The 15,149-nt window shown below is 55.3% G+C and carries 14 protein-coding genes; 5 read left to right on the top strand and 9 right to left on the bottom strand.

The features are described from left to right. Positions 1-169 precede the first annotated feature (169 nt). Together NP596_RS01470 and NP596_RS01475 are read right to left on the bottom strand one after the other, a co-directional pair. Positions 170-487 (bottom strand): H-NS histone family protein, encoded by a 318-nt coding sequence (locus NP596_RS01470; RefSeq protein ID WP_256613427.1) that lies wholly within the window; start codon positions 485-487, stop codon positions 170-172. Between the two features lie 70 nt (positions 488-557). Further along, complete coding sequence (locus tag NP596_RS01475) at positions 558-1,232, bottom strand: DUF2914 domain-containing protein (RefSeq protein ID WP_256613428.1); 675 nt, start codon at positions 1,230-1,232, stop codon at positions 558-560. Between the two features lie 140 nt (positions 1,233-1,372). Between NP596_RS01475 and NP596_RS01480 the strand changes: the two genes are divergently transcribed. From NP596_RS01480 to NP596_RS01490, 3 genes are read left to right on the top strand one after another with little or no spacing between them, the layout of a single operon-like run. Beyond that, a complete protein-coding gene (locus tag NP596_RS01480; protein WP_256613429.1) occupies positions 1,373-4,210 on the top strand; it encodes a 2-oxoglutarate dehydrogenase E1 component in 2,838 nt (945 codons plus the stop codon). Continuing rightward, positions 4,200-5,390: a 2-oxoglutarate dehydrogenase complex dihydrolipoyllysine-residue succinyltransferase gene (gene odhB / locus NP596_RS01485; protein WP_256613430.1), complete on the top strand. Its 1,191-nt coding sequence runs from the start codon at positions 4,200-4,202 to the stop codon at positions 5,388-5,390. The genes NP596_RS01480 and odhB overlap by 11 nt, the downstream gene beginning before the upstream one ends. Before the next feature lie 52 nt (positions 5,391-5,442). Further along, positions 5,443-6,078: an MBL fold metallo-hydrolase gene (locus tag NP596_RS01490; RefSeq protein WP_256613431.1), complete on the top strand. Its 636-nt coding sequence runs from the start codon at positions 5,443-5,445 to the stop codon at positions 6,076-6,078. A 15-nt stretch (positions 6,079-6,093) separates the two neighbouring features. Here NP596_RS01490 and NP596_RS01495 read toward each other — a convergent pair whose 3' ends face one another. Then, a complete protein-coding gene (locus tag NP596_RS01495) occupies positions 6,094-6,606 on the bottom strand; it encodes a DUF2380 domain-containing protein (RefSeq protein WP_256613432.1) in 513 nt (170 codons plus the stop codon). Next, positions 6,591-7,055, bottom strand: a complete 465-nt coding sequence (locus NP596_RS01500; RefSeq protein WP_256613433.1) for a cupin domain-containing protein — start codon at positions 7,053-7,055, stop codon at positions 6,591-6,593. Before NP596_RS01500 ends, NP596_RS01495 begins: the two co-directional genes overlap by 16 nt. 200 nt (positions 7,056-7,255) lie before the next feature. Here NP596_RS01500 and NP596_RS01505 point away from each other — a divergent pair, with 200 nt between their 5' ends. Both NP596_RS01505 and NP596_RS01510 read left to right on the top strand, forming a co-directional pair. Further along, the gene (locus NP596_RS01505) at positions 7,256-8,614 is read left to right on the top strand and encodes a HAMP domain-containing sensor histidine kinase (RefSeq protein ID WP_256613434.1); all 1,359 of its coding nucleotides are present in this window, start codon (positions 7,256-7,258) and stop codon (positions 8,612-8,614) included. Then, positions 8,611-9,255 (top strand): response regulator transcription factor, encoded by a 645-nt coding sequence (locus tag NP596_RS01510; RefSeq protein ID WP_256613435.1) that lies wholly within the window; start codon positions 8,611-8,613, stop codon positions 9,253-9,255. The genes NP596_RS01505 and NP596_RS01510 overlap by 4 nt, the downstream gene beginning before the upstream one ends. Before the next feature lie 32 nt (positions 9,256-9,287). On the opposite strand, the gene NP596_RS01515 is transcribed toward NP596_RS01510, so the two are convergent. From NP596_RS01515 to rlmD, 5 genes are all read right to left on the bottom strand, one after another. Next, on the bottom strand, positions 9,288-11,867 hold the full coding sequence (locus NP596_RS01515) for an EAL domain-containing protein (protein ID WP_256613436.1): 2,580 nt from the start codon (positions 11,865-11,867) through the stop codon (positions 9,288-9,290). Positions 11,868-12,116: 249 nt separating this feature from the next. After that, positions 12,117-12,434, bottom strand: coding sequence for a hypothetical protein (locus NP596_RS01520; protein WP_256613437.1), 318 nt, complete (start codon positions 12,432-12,434; stop codon positions 12,117-12,119). Between the two features lie 14 nt (positions 12,435-12,448). Beyond that, complete coding sequence (gene truA, locus NP596_RS01525) at positions 12,449-13,264, bottom strand: tRNA pseudouridine(38-40) synthase TruA (protein ID WP_256613438.1); 816 nt, start codon at positions 13,262-13,264, stop codon at positions 12,449-12,451. Then, positions 13,257-13,739, bottom strand: coding sequence for a L,D-transpeptidase (locus NP596_RS01530; protein WP_256613439.1), 483 nt, complete (start codon positions 13,737-13,739; stop codon positions 13,257-13,259). The genes truA and NP596_RS01530 overlap by 8 nt, the downstream gene beginning before the upstream one ends. Next, the gene (gene rlmD / locus NP596_RS01535; RefSeq protein ID WP_256613440.1) at positions 13,736-15,061 is read right to left on the bottom strand and encodes a 23S rRNA (uracil(1939)-C(5))-methyltransferase RlmD; all 1,326 of its coding nucleotides are present in this window, start codon (positions 15,059-15,061) and stop codon (positions 13,736-13,738) included. Before rlmD ends, NP596_RS01530 begins: the two co-directional genes overlap by 4 nt. Positions 15,062-15,149: the final 88 nt, after the last annotated feature.

The following is a 15,149-nucleotide window of genomic DNA, read 5'->3' on the forward strand; positions in this document are numbered from 1 at the left end:
CGGGGCGACCGTCTGGTTGCCCCGGCCTGCTCGGACGCCATTCAAACCCACTGGCGCCTGCCATTAAAGTCGCATCCCTGGGCTGGCCATGATCTGACGCTCGACGACCCGGACTGGGCGGTCAAACATCTAAAAGACTGGGTGGAGCAGCTTGGCATGCAGCCGAAGATTACTTAATCTCGAACTCGGCCTTATTACGCCCGGCGGCCAATAAATCCTGCATCCATTTCGGTGCCAGGCCGCGGCCGGTCCAGGTTTGCGATGCATCCGCCGGATTGCGGTACTTGGCGGCCACTTTACCGGTTTTTCTCTCGACTTTTTTATCGCCTTCGACCAATTCCACGGCAACCCCAATAGAGGCCGCCAATTCCTTGATTTTTGCAATCACTTCCTTGCGCTTGCTGGATTGCTTTTCTTTTAAAGCTTTTTCGGCATTGTCAATAAGTGCTTGTATTTCAGTCTCGGATAAATTATTAAAGTCAGTCATGTGTTCCTCGTTAAATCAAAAAATGCATTTTAATTGTAACTTCAAATCAATTAATAATAAACACCTAATTTTAATGATTAACCGAGTAATTAACCTCGCTGAGCTTCTTGCCTTTCTTATCCAATAAGGCCACCCGCCATTCTCCCGCTTCCCGCGCGGTTAGCTTTCTGCTGGAAACAAGCCTGGCATTGTTGCTTTTTACCTCAAACTGCTTTTTATTAATCAATTGCCCATCTTTATACCAGGCATGAAATAGAGTATGCCCCATCAGGTTTTTAATTTGGCTAAAATAAAATAATTCCGTCGATTCGTTTGGACCCAGAATTACCGGCTGTTTAACAGGGTTACCCGGCTCATCGTTTTTAGGCGCGGTGCTTAGCGAAGCCCTGACCACCCTTCTATCGTAAATAATAGCCTGCGGACGTTTGACAACCTCTACATTCCCGGTATTACTTAGATCACCGGGAACCGGCGGCGGTTTCGGCAATTCCGCTTCGAGTATGGCGGGTGTTTGGGGCGGAGTAACTCCGGCAGGGGTAATACTTTCGTTAGCCTGGGCGGGATTCTCATCGGCATCCTTGCCGGAGAACATATAAATTGCTCCAAGTATCAAAACCAGTAAAATAAAAACCGCCGATAATATGCGCCCAGTATGCCAAACGGTCACCATTTTAGGATCGATGAGCGCCTTTCTTTGTTTGTCTTTGTCATAATTTATTTTAATCACAACTCGATTATCCGCCATGCTGGTTCTCTTTTTACTGACTAAGGTAGCGACGCGTGGGATGCACCGCGAGCGCGCGTTTTTGCTGCATTTTTCCCTTGGTAATATACCATTTTAGCTCTACCATAATGCGCATCACTTGCTGAAAACCCGGATGTTGTATGAGCAACCTGCTTAAACTGTTTGAAGAAACCTCGGCGTATTACGGCGGCAACGCCAACTACATCGAATACCTCTACGAGCAGTATTTGAGCGACCCCGACTCGGTCTCCGGCAACTGGCGCCAACGTTTCGACGCTATCCATTGCGGTTCCACGGACGACACGCCCCACAGCGCGATCGTGGACCGTTTCGAAAAACTGGCCATTTCCGAACCCGGCAAACTGGCCAAAATGCAGGGCTTTACCGAACAAAGCGTTAAAAAACAATCCGCCGTCGCCAGACTGATCAATCATTACCGGGTCAAGGGACATCAAATCGCCAATAACAATCCCTTGGGCAACCAGACGGCCATGCCGGCCGATCTGGAACCCGTCTATTACGGCTTGACCGACGCCGACATGAAAACCCTGTTCGATACCGGCGGTTTGTGCGGCATAGATCGCCTGCCTTTGCACGCCATCATCGGCACCTTGAAGGAAATCTACTGCGGCAGTATCGGCAGCGAATTTATGCATATCGTCGATGCCGAACCTAAAAACTGGATACGCAAGAAACTGGAAGGCGCCAAACCCGATTATGCCAGCCATCCGGAAAAGCGCCTGGGCTTGCTGAAATTGTTGACCGCCGCGGAAGGCCTGGAAAAATACCTGCACCGTAAATATGTCGGCCAAAAGCGTTTTTCCTTGGAAGGCGGCGAATCGTTGATTCCGATCCTGGACGAATTGATTCAACGGGCCGGCGAAAACAAAGCCACCGAAATCGTGATCGGCATGGCGCACCGCGGCCGCCTGAATGTACTGGTCAACGTTCTGGGCAAAAGCCCGGCGGCTCTATTCGGCGAATTCGAGGGCACCCACACCTCGTCTCCCGGCGTATTGACCGGCGACGTCAAATACCACATGGGATTTTCCTCCAACATTGCCACGCCCGGCGGCCCCATCCATTTAACATTGGCTTTCAACCCGTCCCATCTGGAGATCATCAATCCGGTGGTGGAAGGCTCGGTCAAAGCCCGGCAAGACCGGCACGGCGTCGGCGGCACCGATGTGATCATCCCGGTACTGATACACGGCGACGCCGCGTTTGCCGGCCAAGGCATCATCATGGAAACCTTGAACATGTCGGAAACCCGCGCCTTCCATACCGGCGGCACCGTGCATATCGTCATTAATAATCAGATCGGCTTTACCACCAGCAATCCGTTCGACGCCCGTTCCACCTTATATTGCACCGACGTGGCCAACATGATCCAGGCCCCGGTTTTTCACGTCAACGGAGACGATCCCGAAGCCGTGGCCTTCATTACCCAACTGGCGCTGGACTATCGCATGACATTTCATAAGGATGTCGTCATCGACTTGATCTGCTATCGCCGCCTGGGACATAACGAAGCCGACGAGCCAGCGGCCACCCAGCCCATGATGTACGCAAAAATCCGCAATTTACCCTCCACCCGCCAACTGTACGCCCAAAAACTGGTCAATGAAGGCGTACTGAGCGAGGAAGCGGTGAACGCCATGGAAGAGGACTATTATCAAAAACTCAGCGAAGGCCAGGTGGTCTCCCGCCCCATAGTAGTCAACAACAATTACGGCTATTCGGCCCGCTGGGACAAATACCTGAATAAGGATTGGGACCAGCCGGCCGACACCTCGGTGCCGTTGGAACGCATTCGGTTTTGCAACGAGCGGCTGCAGGACCTGCCGGCGGATTTCGAACTGCATTCCCGCGTTGCCAAGGTCATGGAAGAACGTAACAAAATGGCCAACGGCGAGATAGCGATGGATTGGGGGTTTGCGGAAAACATGGCCTACGCCACGCTGTTGGTCGAAGGCTATCAGGTCCGCTTGACCGGCCAGGATATCGGCCGCGGCACTTTTTCGCACCGGCATGCCATTTTACTGAACCAGAAGAACGGCGAAAACTATATTCCGCTCAAGCACTTGAGCGAAAACCAGGGCCGCCCGCAAATATTCAATTCCCTACTGTCGGAAGCCGGGGTGCTGGGCTTCGAATACGGTTACAGTTCCACCGAACCCGACAAGCTGGTGATTTGGGAAGCCCAATTCGGCGACTTCGCCAACGGCGCCCAAGTGGTCATCGATCAATTCATCACCTCCGGCGAAACCAAATGGGGCAAGCTCAGCGGTTTGGTGATGCTGCTGCCGCACGGCTTCGAAGGCCAGGGGCCGGAACATTCTTCCGCTCGCCTGGAGCGCTACCTGCAACTGTGCGCCGACCATAACATTCAAGTGTGTTACCCCACCACGCCGGCGCAAATTTTTCATTTGCTGCGCCGGCAATTGATTCGGCAATTCCGCAAGCCTCTGATAGTCATGAGCCCTAAAAGTCTGCTCAGGCACAAGCTGGCGGTTTCCACGCTGGCCGATTTGACCGGCGGCGGCTTTTTACCGGTGATCGGCGAAATCGACGATATCGATCCCTACCATGTCACCCGGCTGATACTCTGCAGCGGCAAAGTATATTACGATTTATTGGAAGCCCGCCGCGAGGACGATCTGAAACATATCGCCATTATCCGCATCGAGCAACTCTACCCTTTTCCCAACGACAGCTTTAAAGCGGAAATCGATAAGTTTCCCAATTTGGAGCTGGTGGTCTGGTGCCAGGAAGAACCGAAAAACCAGGGCGCCTGGTATCAAAGCAAACACCATATCTACGACTTGGTTGACGACAGCACGCCGGTTATATATGCTGGCCGCCCGCCGTCGGCGGCACCGGCGGTCGGCAGTTACAAAACCCATTTAAGCGAACAAAAAAACGTGGTTCACACCGCCCTATACGGCAGCAAAGAAGGAATAAAACATGAGTTTTGACATTCTGGTTCCCAGTCTCCCCGAATCCGTGTCCGACGCCACGCTGGTGGCCTGGCACAAACAGCCCGGCGACTGGGTGGAGGCCGGAGACAATCTGGCCGACCTTGAAACCGATAAAGTAATCCTGGAAGTGCCCGCGCCTTCCAGCGGTGTTATCCAGGAAATCGTCCGCGCCGCCGGAGAAACCGTGGTCGGCGGCGAACTGCTGGCCCGGCTGGATTTGCAAAAACCGAACGCGGCGCCAGATTCGTCCGCCAAAGCAGCCAACAAGGATGAACCGCCACTGAGTCCCTCGGTGCGCAAACTGGTGGCCGAAAACGACATCGACCCCGCCAGCATTAGCGGCTCCGGTAAACACGGCCGAATTCTGAAAACCGACGTGCTGGAGTTTTTAAACGAGCAACAAACGGAACCGGAACAACCGGCGCCGGCCGCCGAAGCCAGCCACGTACCGTTATCCGCAACCGCGGTAGCCAGCTTGCGCCCGGAACAGCGCGTGCCCATGACCCGCTTGCGGGCCAAGATTGCCGAGCGTTTGCTGCAAGCGCAACAAAATGCCGCCATGCTGACCACATTCAACGAGGTCGACCTGTCTGCGGTGATTGAATTACGCAACCAGTACAAGGAACGTTTCGAGACCAAGCATAATGTCAAACTCGGTTTCATGTCGTTTTTCGTCAAGGCCTCCATCGAAGCGTTGAAACGCTTCCCGGCCATCAACGCCTCGATCGACGGCAACGACATCATTTACCACGGTTATTACGACATCGGTATCGCTGTCACCACCCCTCGCGGTCTGATTGTGCCTATTTTGCGCGATGCCGACCAATTGGACTTTGCCGGCATTGAAAAAGGCATACACGATTTCGGCAGCAAGGCCCGTAACGGCTCGATCAGCGTGGAAGATTTGAGCGGCGGCACCTTTACCATTACCAACGGCGGCATTTTCGGCTCCATGCTGTCCACCCCCATCCTCAATCCGCCGCAATGCGCCATCCTGGGCATGCATGCCATCAAGGACAGGCCGGTGGTCGAAGACGGCCAAATCGTGATTCGCCCCATCATGTATCTGGCCTTGTCATACGATCATCGCCTGGTGGACGGCAAGGAAGCGGTGCAATTTTTAGGCATTGTCAAAGAATGCCTGGAATCGCCGGCCCACCTGCTGCTGAATATTTAATTCATACCGGCGCGCCGGCCTGCCGCGCGCCGCCTACACTTTAAGCCCACTCATGCGCTATACCATCATTCCGGTCACCGACTATCAACAAAACTGCACGCTGCTGGTGTGCGAAAAAACCAACAAAGCCGCGCTAGTCGATCCCGGCGGCGATTTGGATATTCTGTTGCGGGAAGTGACCGAACAAGGCGTCGAGCTGGAAGCTATCCTAGTCACCCACGGCCATATGGACCATATCGGCGGCGTGGCCGAATTATCCAAGCGATTGAATTTGCCGATTATCGGCCCGCATCGGGACGACGAGTTCTGGATACAAAGCCTGGCGGAACAATGCCGGATGTTCGGCTTTTCCCCGGCCGAGCCGTTTATCCCTTCCCGCTGGCTGGAAGACGGCGACACCGTATGGGTAGGCGCCGAAGAGTTTCGCGTCATCCATTGCCCCGGCCACACGCCCGGCCATGTGGTGTTTTACAACCCGGCCGAACGCTTGGCCATCGTCGGCGACGTGTTGTTCAAAGGCTCGATTGGGCGTACCGACTTTCCGCGCGGCGACTACCAAACCCTGATCGACTCCATTCAGCTCAAATTGTGGCCGCTGGGCGGCGATATCGCCTTCATCCCCGGCCACGGCCCCATGTCCACCTTTGCCGCCGAAATGCGCGGCAACCCCTTCGTGGCGGTAAGGTAGCAAATACCGTTTTCTTCAAGGCATTGGAATTTTACCGGCGAAAAAAACCTTTATTTTAGCCGCCAGTTTATCAACGCCCCGCTGCGTAACAATACCGTTATTCCCTTTTAACTCGATGCTGTAGCGTGCCGCCAAGGTTCGGCTTTCGACGTCAATCAGATGCATCATCAGATCCGAATACAGAAAGCTGGGTTTACCGTGCTGGCCAACCAGCACCCAATCGGCGCCGAACCGCCGCCCCAGTTTCGCGGCCGCATCGTGGTGAGCGAACAAATAGCCGAAACCGACGTTAGCGGCGGCCTGCGAATCCGCATCGATACCGACGATTTCGTATTCGCCGTTTTGCGCTAGCGACTGTTCCAGCAACGGCCGCATGCCGGCGGTACGTTGCCGTTCCCGCTCGGTATTCGGCAGTATGGTCATATCGTTAAGTTCGACATTCAATACCGCAATACGCGGCTTGGCGGCAGCATTAAAAACGGCCGCCAGACAGAGTAAGGCGCCGAACGCTCTCAGCCGTTGCCGCATGCGTCCTCCTTGCCGGCCTGAAGTTGCGCCTGATAAAGATCGACGAAATCTTGCCAGTGCAGCTCGCCGATCCGCTGCATATCGTCATCGAGAATCTCGTACAAAACCCCGTCTCCACCGCGAATGCTGAACAGCACGATGGCATCCTGTCCGCCGCCGCCTTCCCTATGCGGTTTTTCCGTGGCTTCGCTGCTGGTATAGCGGCCGGCCGGCCTGGCTTCCATCAGCGTACCGTCCGCCTCGTACAGGCGGTGTTCGCCTTGAACGACAAAGGTTTTGTTCAACACTTTATGCCGATGCAACACAATCCGCCGGCCGGCGGCAAATTTAAACAACACATCGATGATGCGGTGGCGCGGATCGATATCCAAAATCGAATACTGTAAATGGGCAATCTCCGGCAGAGCTTGCCAGTGAATGCGGCTATCGTCGAAACTGAAGTGATTCATGGGCGTCCTCGTTAGTGAATGGATAAAACCGGCCCCAGCGGGCTTGCGGTGGTCGATAGCTTATGCGTTGCCCATCCGCCTGTAAGCCGATATTCGCCCGGAAACCCCGGGCAATATGCCCGCGATTGCCGCGCCGGCTGTTAAGTTGGGCCGGCAACTCTTACAATGCGGCATCATCCGATGCGACACACAGGCAACCCATGAATCTACAATTGCATTTGTTGAGCAGGATCGCGGCCATTGCCTTGGCATGCTTGCTGGCGATCTCGGCTTACGCCCTGTTTAAAAGCCACCGGCAGGCTATGCAAGCCGCTTGGCGAATCGCCGATTCGCAAGGCAAACTGCTGGAGTCGCAGCTATTGCTGAACAAGGCCGGCATCGGTCTGGCCAGACCCTTCCCGGATTTCGAGTTTTGGAAACAGTCCGGCAGCCAACCGGGCGTTTGTCTGAGCTATGCCGATGCCGGCGGCCCGATGGCGCGCAGCCTTTGTACCGGAACAAAACCGGGCGCGGCGGACTGGCCCGAATTCTTCGATAGCGGCTACCGTTGGACTTTCAATCCCGGCCAGCCGGCCGTGAGGCCCATTGAATTGCAAGGCCGGATCCACGGATCGCTGACGGTTACCCCCAGCGCCGAACTGGAAATTGCCGAAGCCTGGCATACTGCGCTGAGCTTGACGGCTTTGTCTTGCGTCACTCTTTTTGCTGTGTGCATGCTGGTTTATCTGAGTCTACGCCGCGCCTTAAACCCGGCAAAAACCATCGTTCAAGGCATTGCAGCCATGGAAGCGGGCCGGCTGGATTTCCGTTTGCCCGCCTTCGAATTGAACGAATGGCAACGTATCGCGGCGGCCATTAACCAACTGGCGGCCAGCCAGCAGCAATTACTGGACGAACGCCGGAAACTGGTCGCGAAGTTAATCACGCTGCAGGAAGCGGAGCGCCGCCACTTGACCCGGGAACTGCACGATGAATTCGGCCAATGCTTGGCGGCCATTCAGGCGGTAACCGCTTCCATCCGGCAAACGGCCGCGCGGCAATGCCCGCAATTGCTGGAGGAAACGGACCGTATCGGCCGGATTACCGCGCACATGATGGATAGCGTGCGCCAACTTCTGGGCCGACTGCGGCCGGCCGAGTTCGACGAATTGGGCTTGGCCGCCAGTCTCGGCAGCCTGATTGCCGGCTGGAATGGGCGCAGCCAAGGCAAAACCCGTTTTCAGTTGCATATCAGCGGTGATTGCGGTGTATTGTCGGACGCCCAAGCCATCGGCCTGTTCAGAATTACCCAAGAATGTTTGACCAATATCGCCAAGCATGCCGAAGCATCCGCAGCCCGGATCGACTTAACCATCCGCGCCGATACCGCCGGTTTGCGCATCCGGGACGACGGCAAGGCTAACCGGTTGCCGTTTGCCGATAGCGGCGGCATCGGTTTGTCCGGCATGCGCGAACGCGTGGCGGCCCTGCACGGGCAACTCGAGTTGGCGATAGCCGAGCCTCGGGGCTTGATCGTTGCCATACAACTGCCCCTCGGCGTTACCGGCATGCGGGCATGACGGCCATCCGAATTTTATTGGTCGATGACCATGCTATCGTCCGCGAAGGCTATCGGGCATTATTGGCCAAACAGCCTGATTTGGCCGTAATCGCGGAGGCCGGCAATACCGTTCAGGCCTACCGGCAGTTCAAAAATCTCCAGCCCGATCTGGTGATTACCGACATTTCCCTGCCCGGCGGCAGCGGCCTGGAACTAATCGCCCGCATCAAGCAGCATACCGAGAGTGCCGCAATACTGGTGTTCAGCATGCATCAAAATCCGGGGTTCGCCCTGCGGGCGCTACGCGCCGGCGCCTTGGGCTATGTGACTAAAAGCAGCGAACCCGAGGTTTTGTTGCATGCCATCCGGGACGTTTATGCCGGCCGGCATGTATTGAGTGCCGATATTGCCCAAATACTGGCGCTTGAAAAATTGGGCGGCCAACAGCTGGCCCTGGAGTCTCTCACGCTAAGAGAGTTTGAAATTTTACGTTTGCTGGTGGCGGGGAAAAGCCATGCCGACATTGCCGGCATACTCAACATCAGCGCCAAAACCGCCTGCAACTGCCATTATCTGATCAAACGCAAACTGGGGGCGAACAGCGATATCGAGCTGACGAAACTGGCCATTAAACTGCATGTACTCGAACTGTTGGCATAAGCCGAAACCTTAATGCCACGGCATCCCGCGCCTTAACGTTTCCAGTATTCGTTCGCTTGCCATTTGCTTACCCAGTCCGGCAACTCGGCCGCCAGCATGGGATGGGCGATACCGTATCCTTGCGCCAACTGGCAACCCATGGCCACCAGTTTTTTGGCATGGTTCATGGTTTCCACGCCCTCCGCTATCACCTGGCGGGAAAAGGTATTGGCCAGGCCGATCACGCCATTGACTATCGCCAGATCGTCCTGGTCGACCAGCATGTCCCGCACAAAGCTTTGGTCTATCTTAAGAATGTCGACCGGCAAATGCCTCAGATAGGTCAGCGAGGAAAATCCGGTGCCGAAATCGTCGAGCGCAAAACGAACCCCCATCTCCCGGCAGGCCTTGATTTTTTTAGATACCGCGGCCAGATCCTCCAGCGCGCTGGTTTCCAGCACCTCCAGCTCCAGCCGGGAAGGCTGCACATCCGGGTGCGCCGATAACAGCCGGGCAATGCGATCGACGAAGTCGGTTTGCTGAAACTGCTTGGCACCGATATTGACGCTGACGACGATGTCTATACCCTGCGCATACCAGTCGCGCATCTGGGCCAAGGCCGAATCTATCACCCATTCGCCGAGGCTTACGCTTAACGGGTGGGTCTCGATAAACGGCAAAAACTCGGCCGGCGTCAATAACCCCCGCTGCGGATGTTGCCAACGAATCAGCGCTTCCGCGCCGATGACTTCACCGGTGATGACGTTGATTTTCGGTTGATAATACAGCACGAATTCCCGGTTACCCAGGGCGCCTCGTATGTCCTCCAAGCGCTCTTGCTGGGTCTTGATCGCGGCATCGTGCGCTATATCGAACAGATGGTAACGGTTCTTGCCCTCCTGCTTGGCAATATACATGGCCTGATCCGCATGGCGTATCAACTGGTCCGCGTCGACATTATCCTGGGGATGCAGCGTGACGCCGATACTGGCGGAAAGCTGTAGCTCGGTATCCGCCAACCGAATCGGACTGGAAGCGGCTTGCAACAGTCTGGCCAAAACCGGTTCGCAATCGGTAATCTGTTGCAGGTCGACTAAAATCGCCACAAACTCGTCGCCGCCGATTCGCGCCAGCGTATCGCCTTCTCTAAGAGCCTCCTTCATGCGCCTGGATATGGCGATTAATAGTTCGTCGCCGACTTGGTGGTCGTAATTGTCGTTGACTGCCTTGAACCCATCCAAGTCGAGATACACCAACGCCAGCGATTGATTGCGCCTTTCGTTCTGCAGCATGGCCTGCTGCAGCCGATCGGTCAGCAATACCCGGTTCGGCAAGCCGGTTAAGGCGTCATAATGCGCGATATGCTCGAGCTGTTGCTGATGCTCCTTCATTGCGGTGATGTCGGTGAACAGGGCGACATAGTTTTGCGCCTGTCCCGAGGTATCGTTCACGGCGCTGATAGTGATCATCTCGGCAAACACTTTACCGTTTTTATGCCGATTCCAGATCTCGCCATACCAGTGTCCCTTCTCAAGCAATGCTTTCCACATAGCGGCATAGAAATCCGCGCCTTGCCGGCCGGATTGAAGTATGCGCGGGTTTTGCCCGACCGCTTCCTCCCGGCTATAACCGGTAATCCGGGTAAAGGTCTCGTTGACGTCGATGATGGTGCCCGTAGCATCAGCTATCATGATGCCTTCGCGGGCGTGGGTAAAAACCCTGGCCGCCAACTGCAGCTTGACATCGGCTTTCTTGCGCTCGGTGATATTGCGGGCCACCCCGATCAATCCCAAGGTTTTCCGGTGTTCATCCCTAAAAGGTATTTTTAAGGTTTCAAGGCAAAATCGTCTGCCGTCCGGATAGCTGATCCATTCTTCATGAAGATTGGCTTTATTGGCGGCCAGCGTTTCCTTGTCTCTTTGCCGGAACAATGCCGCCGTTTCGGCATCGACAAAATCGAAATCGGTTTTACCGATAATTTCGCTTTCGGGCGCCCCGAAATAGTTTTCTACCGCCTTATTGCAGGCCATATAGGTGCCATCGGTGTTTTTAATAAAAATGTAGTCCGGAATGTTGTCTATCAGGCCGCGCAACAGGGCTTTTTCGGTTTGCAAACGTTCATGCAGCGCGGTCATTTCGCTTAAAGTGGCGTGAAGTTGTTTGTTGGAGTCCGCCAGCGCTTCCGTCCTTTCCCGTACGCGTTTTTCCAGCTCGGCATTCAATATTTCCAGTGCGGACTTGGCCTGCTCCACTTGCTGCACGGACGGGGCAAGTAAAGCCTGGGGCATTTTCAGCCAGATGATAACCGCGGTTCCAAAAGAGAGGCCGGCTGTAAGCACCTTGGCCAGCGCATTCGCCCAGTAATTGGGCCGCCAGATGGTTACCACATCCAGCAGGTGCGTAATCCCGCAGGCCACGATGAACAAACCGAACAATATGAATAACCAGCGGTTGTGAATATCGGCTCTTTTTTGGGTGAAATACCAAAGCGCAAAGGGAATGGAGAAATACGATACCGCGATGACGGAGTCCGAACCCACCAAGGTCCAGAGCAGAAGCGGGTTCCATTTCAGACAGAAACCGTGGGGAACCAGGCCTGTCAGGTTCAAAGCTTCATTAAAAAACGCCCACATATCTCCCCCATTAACAGACAGAGTGAGTATGTTAACCAAAATAGGCTATAAACCATACTTATTCCGTAACTATGCATAGCATTTAGTGGCCGGACCCAGTCCCGCAAAATCAGGCCGGGTTTACATCGGAATTGGCGGCGGTTTCCGAATCGGAACACTGGGCGGTTTTGAGGTCGGCATCAATGGCCGTTTTGATCCGAATACGCAGTTTTTGGTTAACTGCGTCTTCATACCCGGACAAGGCCAGGGCTATTCCGGCTTTTTCCCTGCCAGCAAGGCTTGGGCTTGGGCATAGGCCTCCCTGCGCCTTTGCCCTTCCGGCGAATTATCGCGGCGGGAATGAAACTCGTCCATCAGGGTGGAACCGCAGACACAGTTTCTGAACACTTCCAAAATCACCCGCCCATCGTCGTCTTCAAAGGCTTTAAACGGCGAACGGCCGTTCCTGAGGTCTTGGGTTTGTTCGAGAAATTCGGCCTCGGTTTGGTACACCCGGCCGCAATTGCCGCATGTTCTGGGGAATTTAAACGGTAAAGCTTTTAAACCTTGAAAAGATTCGTCACTCATACGGCTATTCCTGGTTAATCGAATCGCTTGGCATCCGCCGGCAGCTTAGCAAACACGGCGTGTCCGGCGATCCCATACCGTTCGGGATAAAACACCCCCCCCAGATGCAAACCGTACGGCGGAGCGGTGGCGGCGGCTTGCGACCGGTCCTTGACCGCCAGCAATTGCGCAGTCCAATCGACGGGCGCCTTACCCATGCCTATGTGCATCAATACGCCGGCGATATTTCTGACCATGTGATGCAAAAAAGCGTTGGCGCAGATGTCGATGATAACCCTGTCCTCCCGCCGGTACACGTCGATAAAATGCATATAACGGTTCGGGCTATGCGACTGGCAGCCTTGAGCACGAAACGAGGAAAAGTCGTGTTCGCCGATCAAATATTGGGCGGCAGCATGCATTTTACCGGCGTCCAAGGGGTGATAACACCAAGTCGCCTGGGTGCGCAGCAAGGCTGATTTCATGGGCCGGTTTAATATCACATAACGGTAAAAACGCGCAATAGCGCTGTAGCGGGCATGAAAATCGGCCACGGCCGGTTTGGCCCAGGTGATGCGAATATCGTCCGGGAGTTGGCTATTGCCGCCCATCAGCCAGGCCTGCAAATCGCGTTGCACGGCGCAATCGAAATGCACCACCTGCTCCAGCGCATGCACGCCGGCATCGGTGCGGCCGGCGCAGTGCACGGTAATCGGCCGGTCGGCGATTTTGCTCAGGGCGGATTGCAATTCGGCTTGCAGCGTAGGTTTACCGGCTTGCCATTGCCAGCCGGCATAGGCCGTACCGTCGTATTCCATGCCTAAAACGATGCGGGCCACGCCGTCACTCATGAATGAAAACCGGGCAACCGGCGTCGATACTATCGAATAATTCGATCACATCGGCATTATGCATACGAATGCAGCCGTGAGAAGCAGGCATGCCCAGCATCAAGTGGTCCGGACAGCCGTGAATGTAGATATAGCGCCAGGCCGTGTCGACTTCGCCGTATCGGTTAAAGCCCGGCTCCAAGCCGCTCAGCCAGAGTATGCGGCTGAGTATCCAGTCGCGTTTCGGCTCTGCCGCGGCCAGTTGCGGAGTATAGATTTCGCCGGTGAAGCGGCGGCCTATGAATACGCTGTTGATCGCCGCGCCGGCACCGATTTTGGCGCGTATTTTGTGTCTGCCGGTGGGGGTGCATTCGCTACCTTTTAACTGGCCGGGGCCTTTCTTGGCGGTGGAGACCGGGTAACGCTTTATAACCCGCTCGTTTTCCAGTACGGTCAATTGCTGGCTGGCGATGCAAATATCCAACGAACGGCTCATTTTTTCACGAACAGGGCTATCGATTCGACATGCGCGGTTTGCGGAAACATATCCATGACGCCGGCCTTGACCAGCTTATAGCCCCGTTCGTTCACCAGAATGCCGGCGTCGCGCGCCAGCGTGGAGGGATTGCAGGATACATAGACTATGCGTTCGGGTTGCCAATGTTTGAAATTGTGCAACACTTCGGCGGCACCGGCACGGGACGGATCCAGCAGCACTTTACTGAATTTCTGCTTGCACCAGGGCAGTTCCTTGACATCCTTGCTTAAATCGGCGACATGAAATTCGACATTGTCCAGCTGGTTCAAGCGGGCGTTTTCCCGGGCATGTTTCACCAACGGCAAATCCCCTTCCACGCCGACCACCTGTCCGGCCAGCGTGGCTAGCGGCAGGGTAAAATTGCCCAGGCCGCAGAACAAATCCAGTACCCGGTCGTCCTTGGTCAACTCCAGCGCGGCCAAGGCGCGGCTGACCATTTTTTGGTTGATGTCGTAATTAACCTGGGTAAACATGGCCGGGCGGAAGTTGAAGGTCACCCCCTGATCAGCCAATGCATAACTTGGAACCACTTCGGGTTCGCCGTCAAGCGGGACTATGGTATCCGGTCCCTTGGGCTGCAAACAGATACTGAGATTGTGTTGGCGGCCGAATTCGCGCATCCGCTGTTTGTCGGCATCGGTGGGCGGCTCCAGCACCCGAAACGCCAGCACGACGTCGCGGTCGCCGATCGCCACTTCGATTTGCGGAATTTTGTCCTTGATACTCAGGCCGGCGATCATCTCGCCCAAAGCCGGCAGATTTTCGCCAACCAGCGGATACATGACTTTACAGCTATCGATTTCCGCTAAAAAAGGATTGCGCCTTTCCCGGAATCCGACCAATACCCTGCCCTTCTTGGCCACCCATTTCACCCCCATGCGGGCTTTGCGGCGATAACCCCAATGCGGGCCGGTCAGCGCTTCCCAAATTTGCGGAATCTCCAGTTTGCCGATGCGGCGAAATTGATCCTGCAGCAAAGCCTCCTTGAACTTGATTTGCTCCGCGTCATCGACGTGTTGAAAGCTGCAGCCGCCGCAAACGCCGAAATGCGGGCAGGCGGGATCGACCCGATGTTCGGAACGGGTCAGCAATGTTGCCACCTTGCCTTCGGCATAGTCCTTGCGGCTATCGGTGTAGATAAACTCCAGGGTTTCGCCGGGCAAGGCCTCGTCTATGAACACCACTTTGCCGTTGACGTGGGTAACGCCGCGGCCGTCGTGCGACAGCGATTCTATGGTAACTGTAACGGGGTCTAGGGGTAATTTTTTCTTATGGGCCATTATTGCGAGAATGTAAAAAGCACGTAGGCCGGAATAAGCGCAAGCGTTTCCGGCAATCGGGTTAAGCCGGAAACGCCTATCGGCTTAT

Origin of the sequence: Methylomonas rivi (genome assembly GCF_024505165.1) — a bacterium.
GTDB classification, from domain to species: Bacteria; Pseudomonadota; Gammaproteobacteria; order Methylococcales; family Methylomonadaceae; genus Methylomonas; species Methylomonas rivi.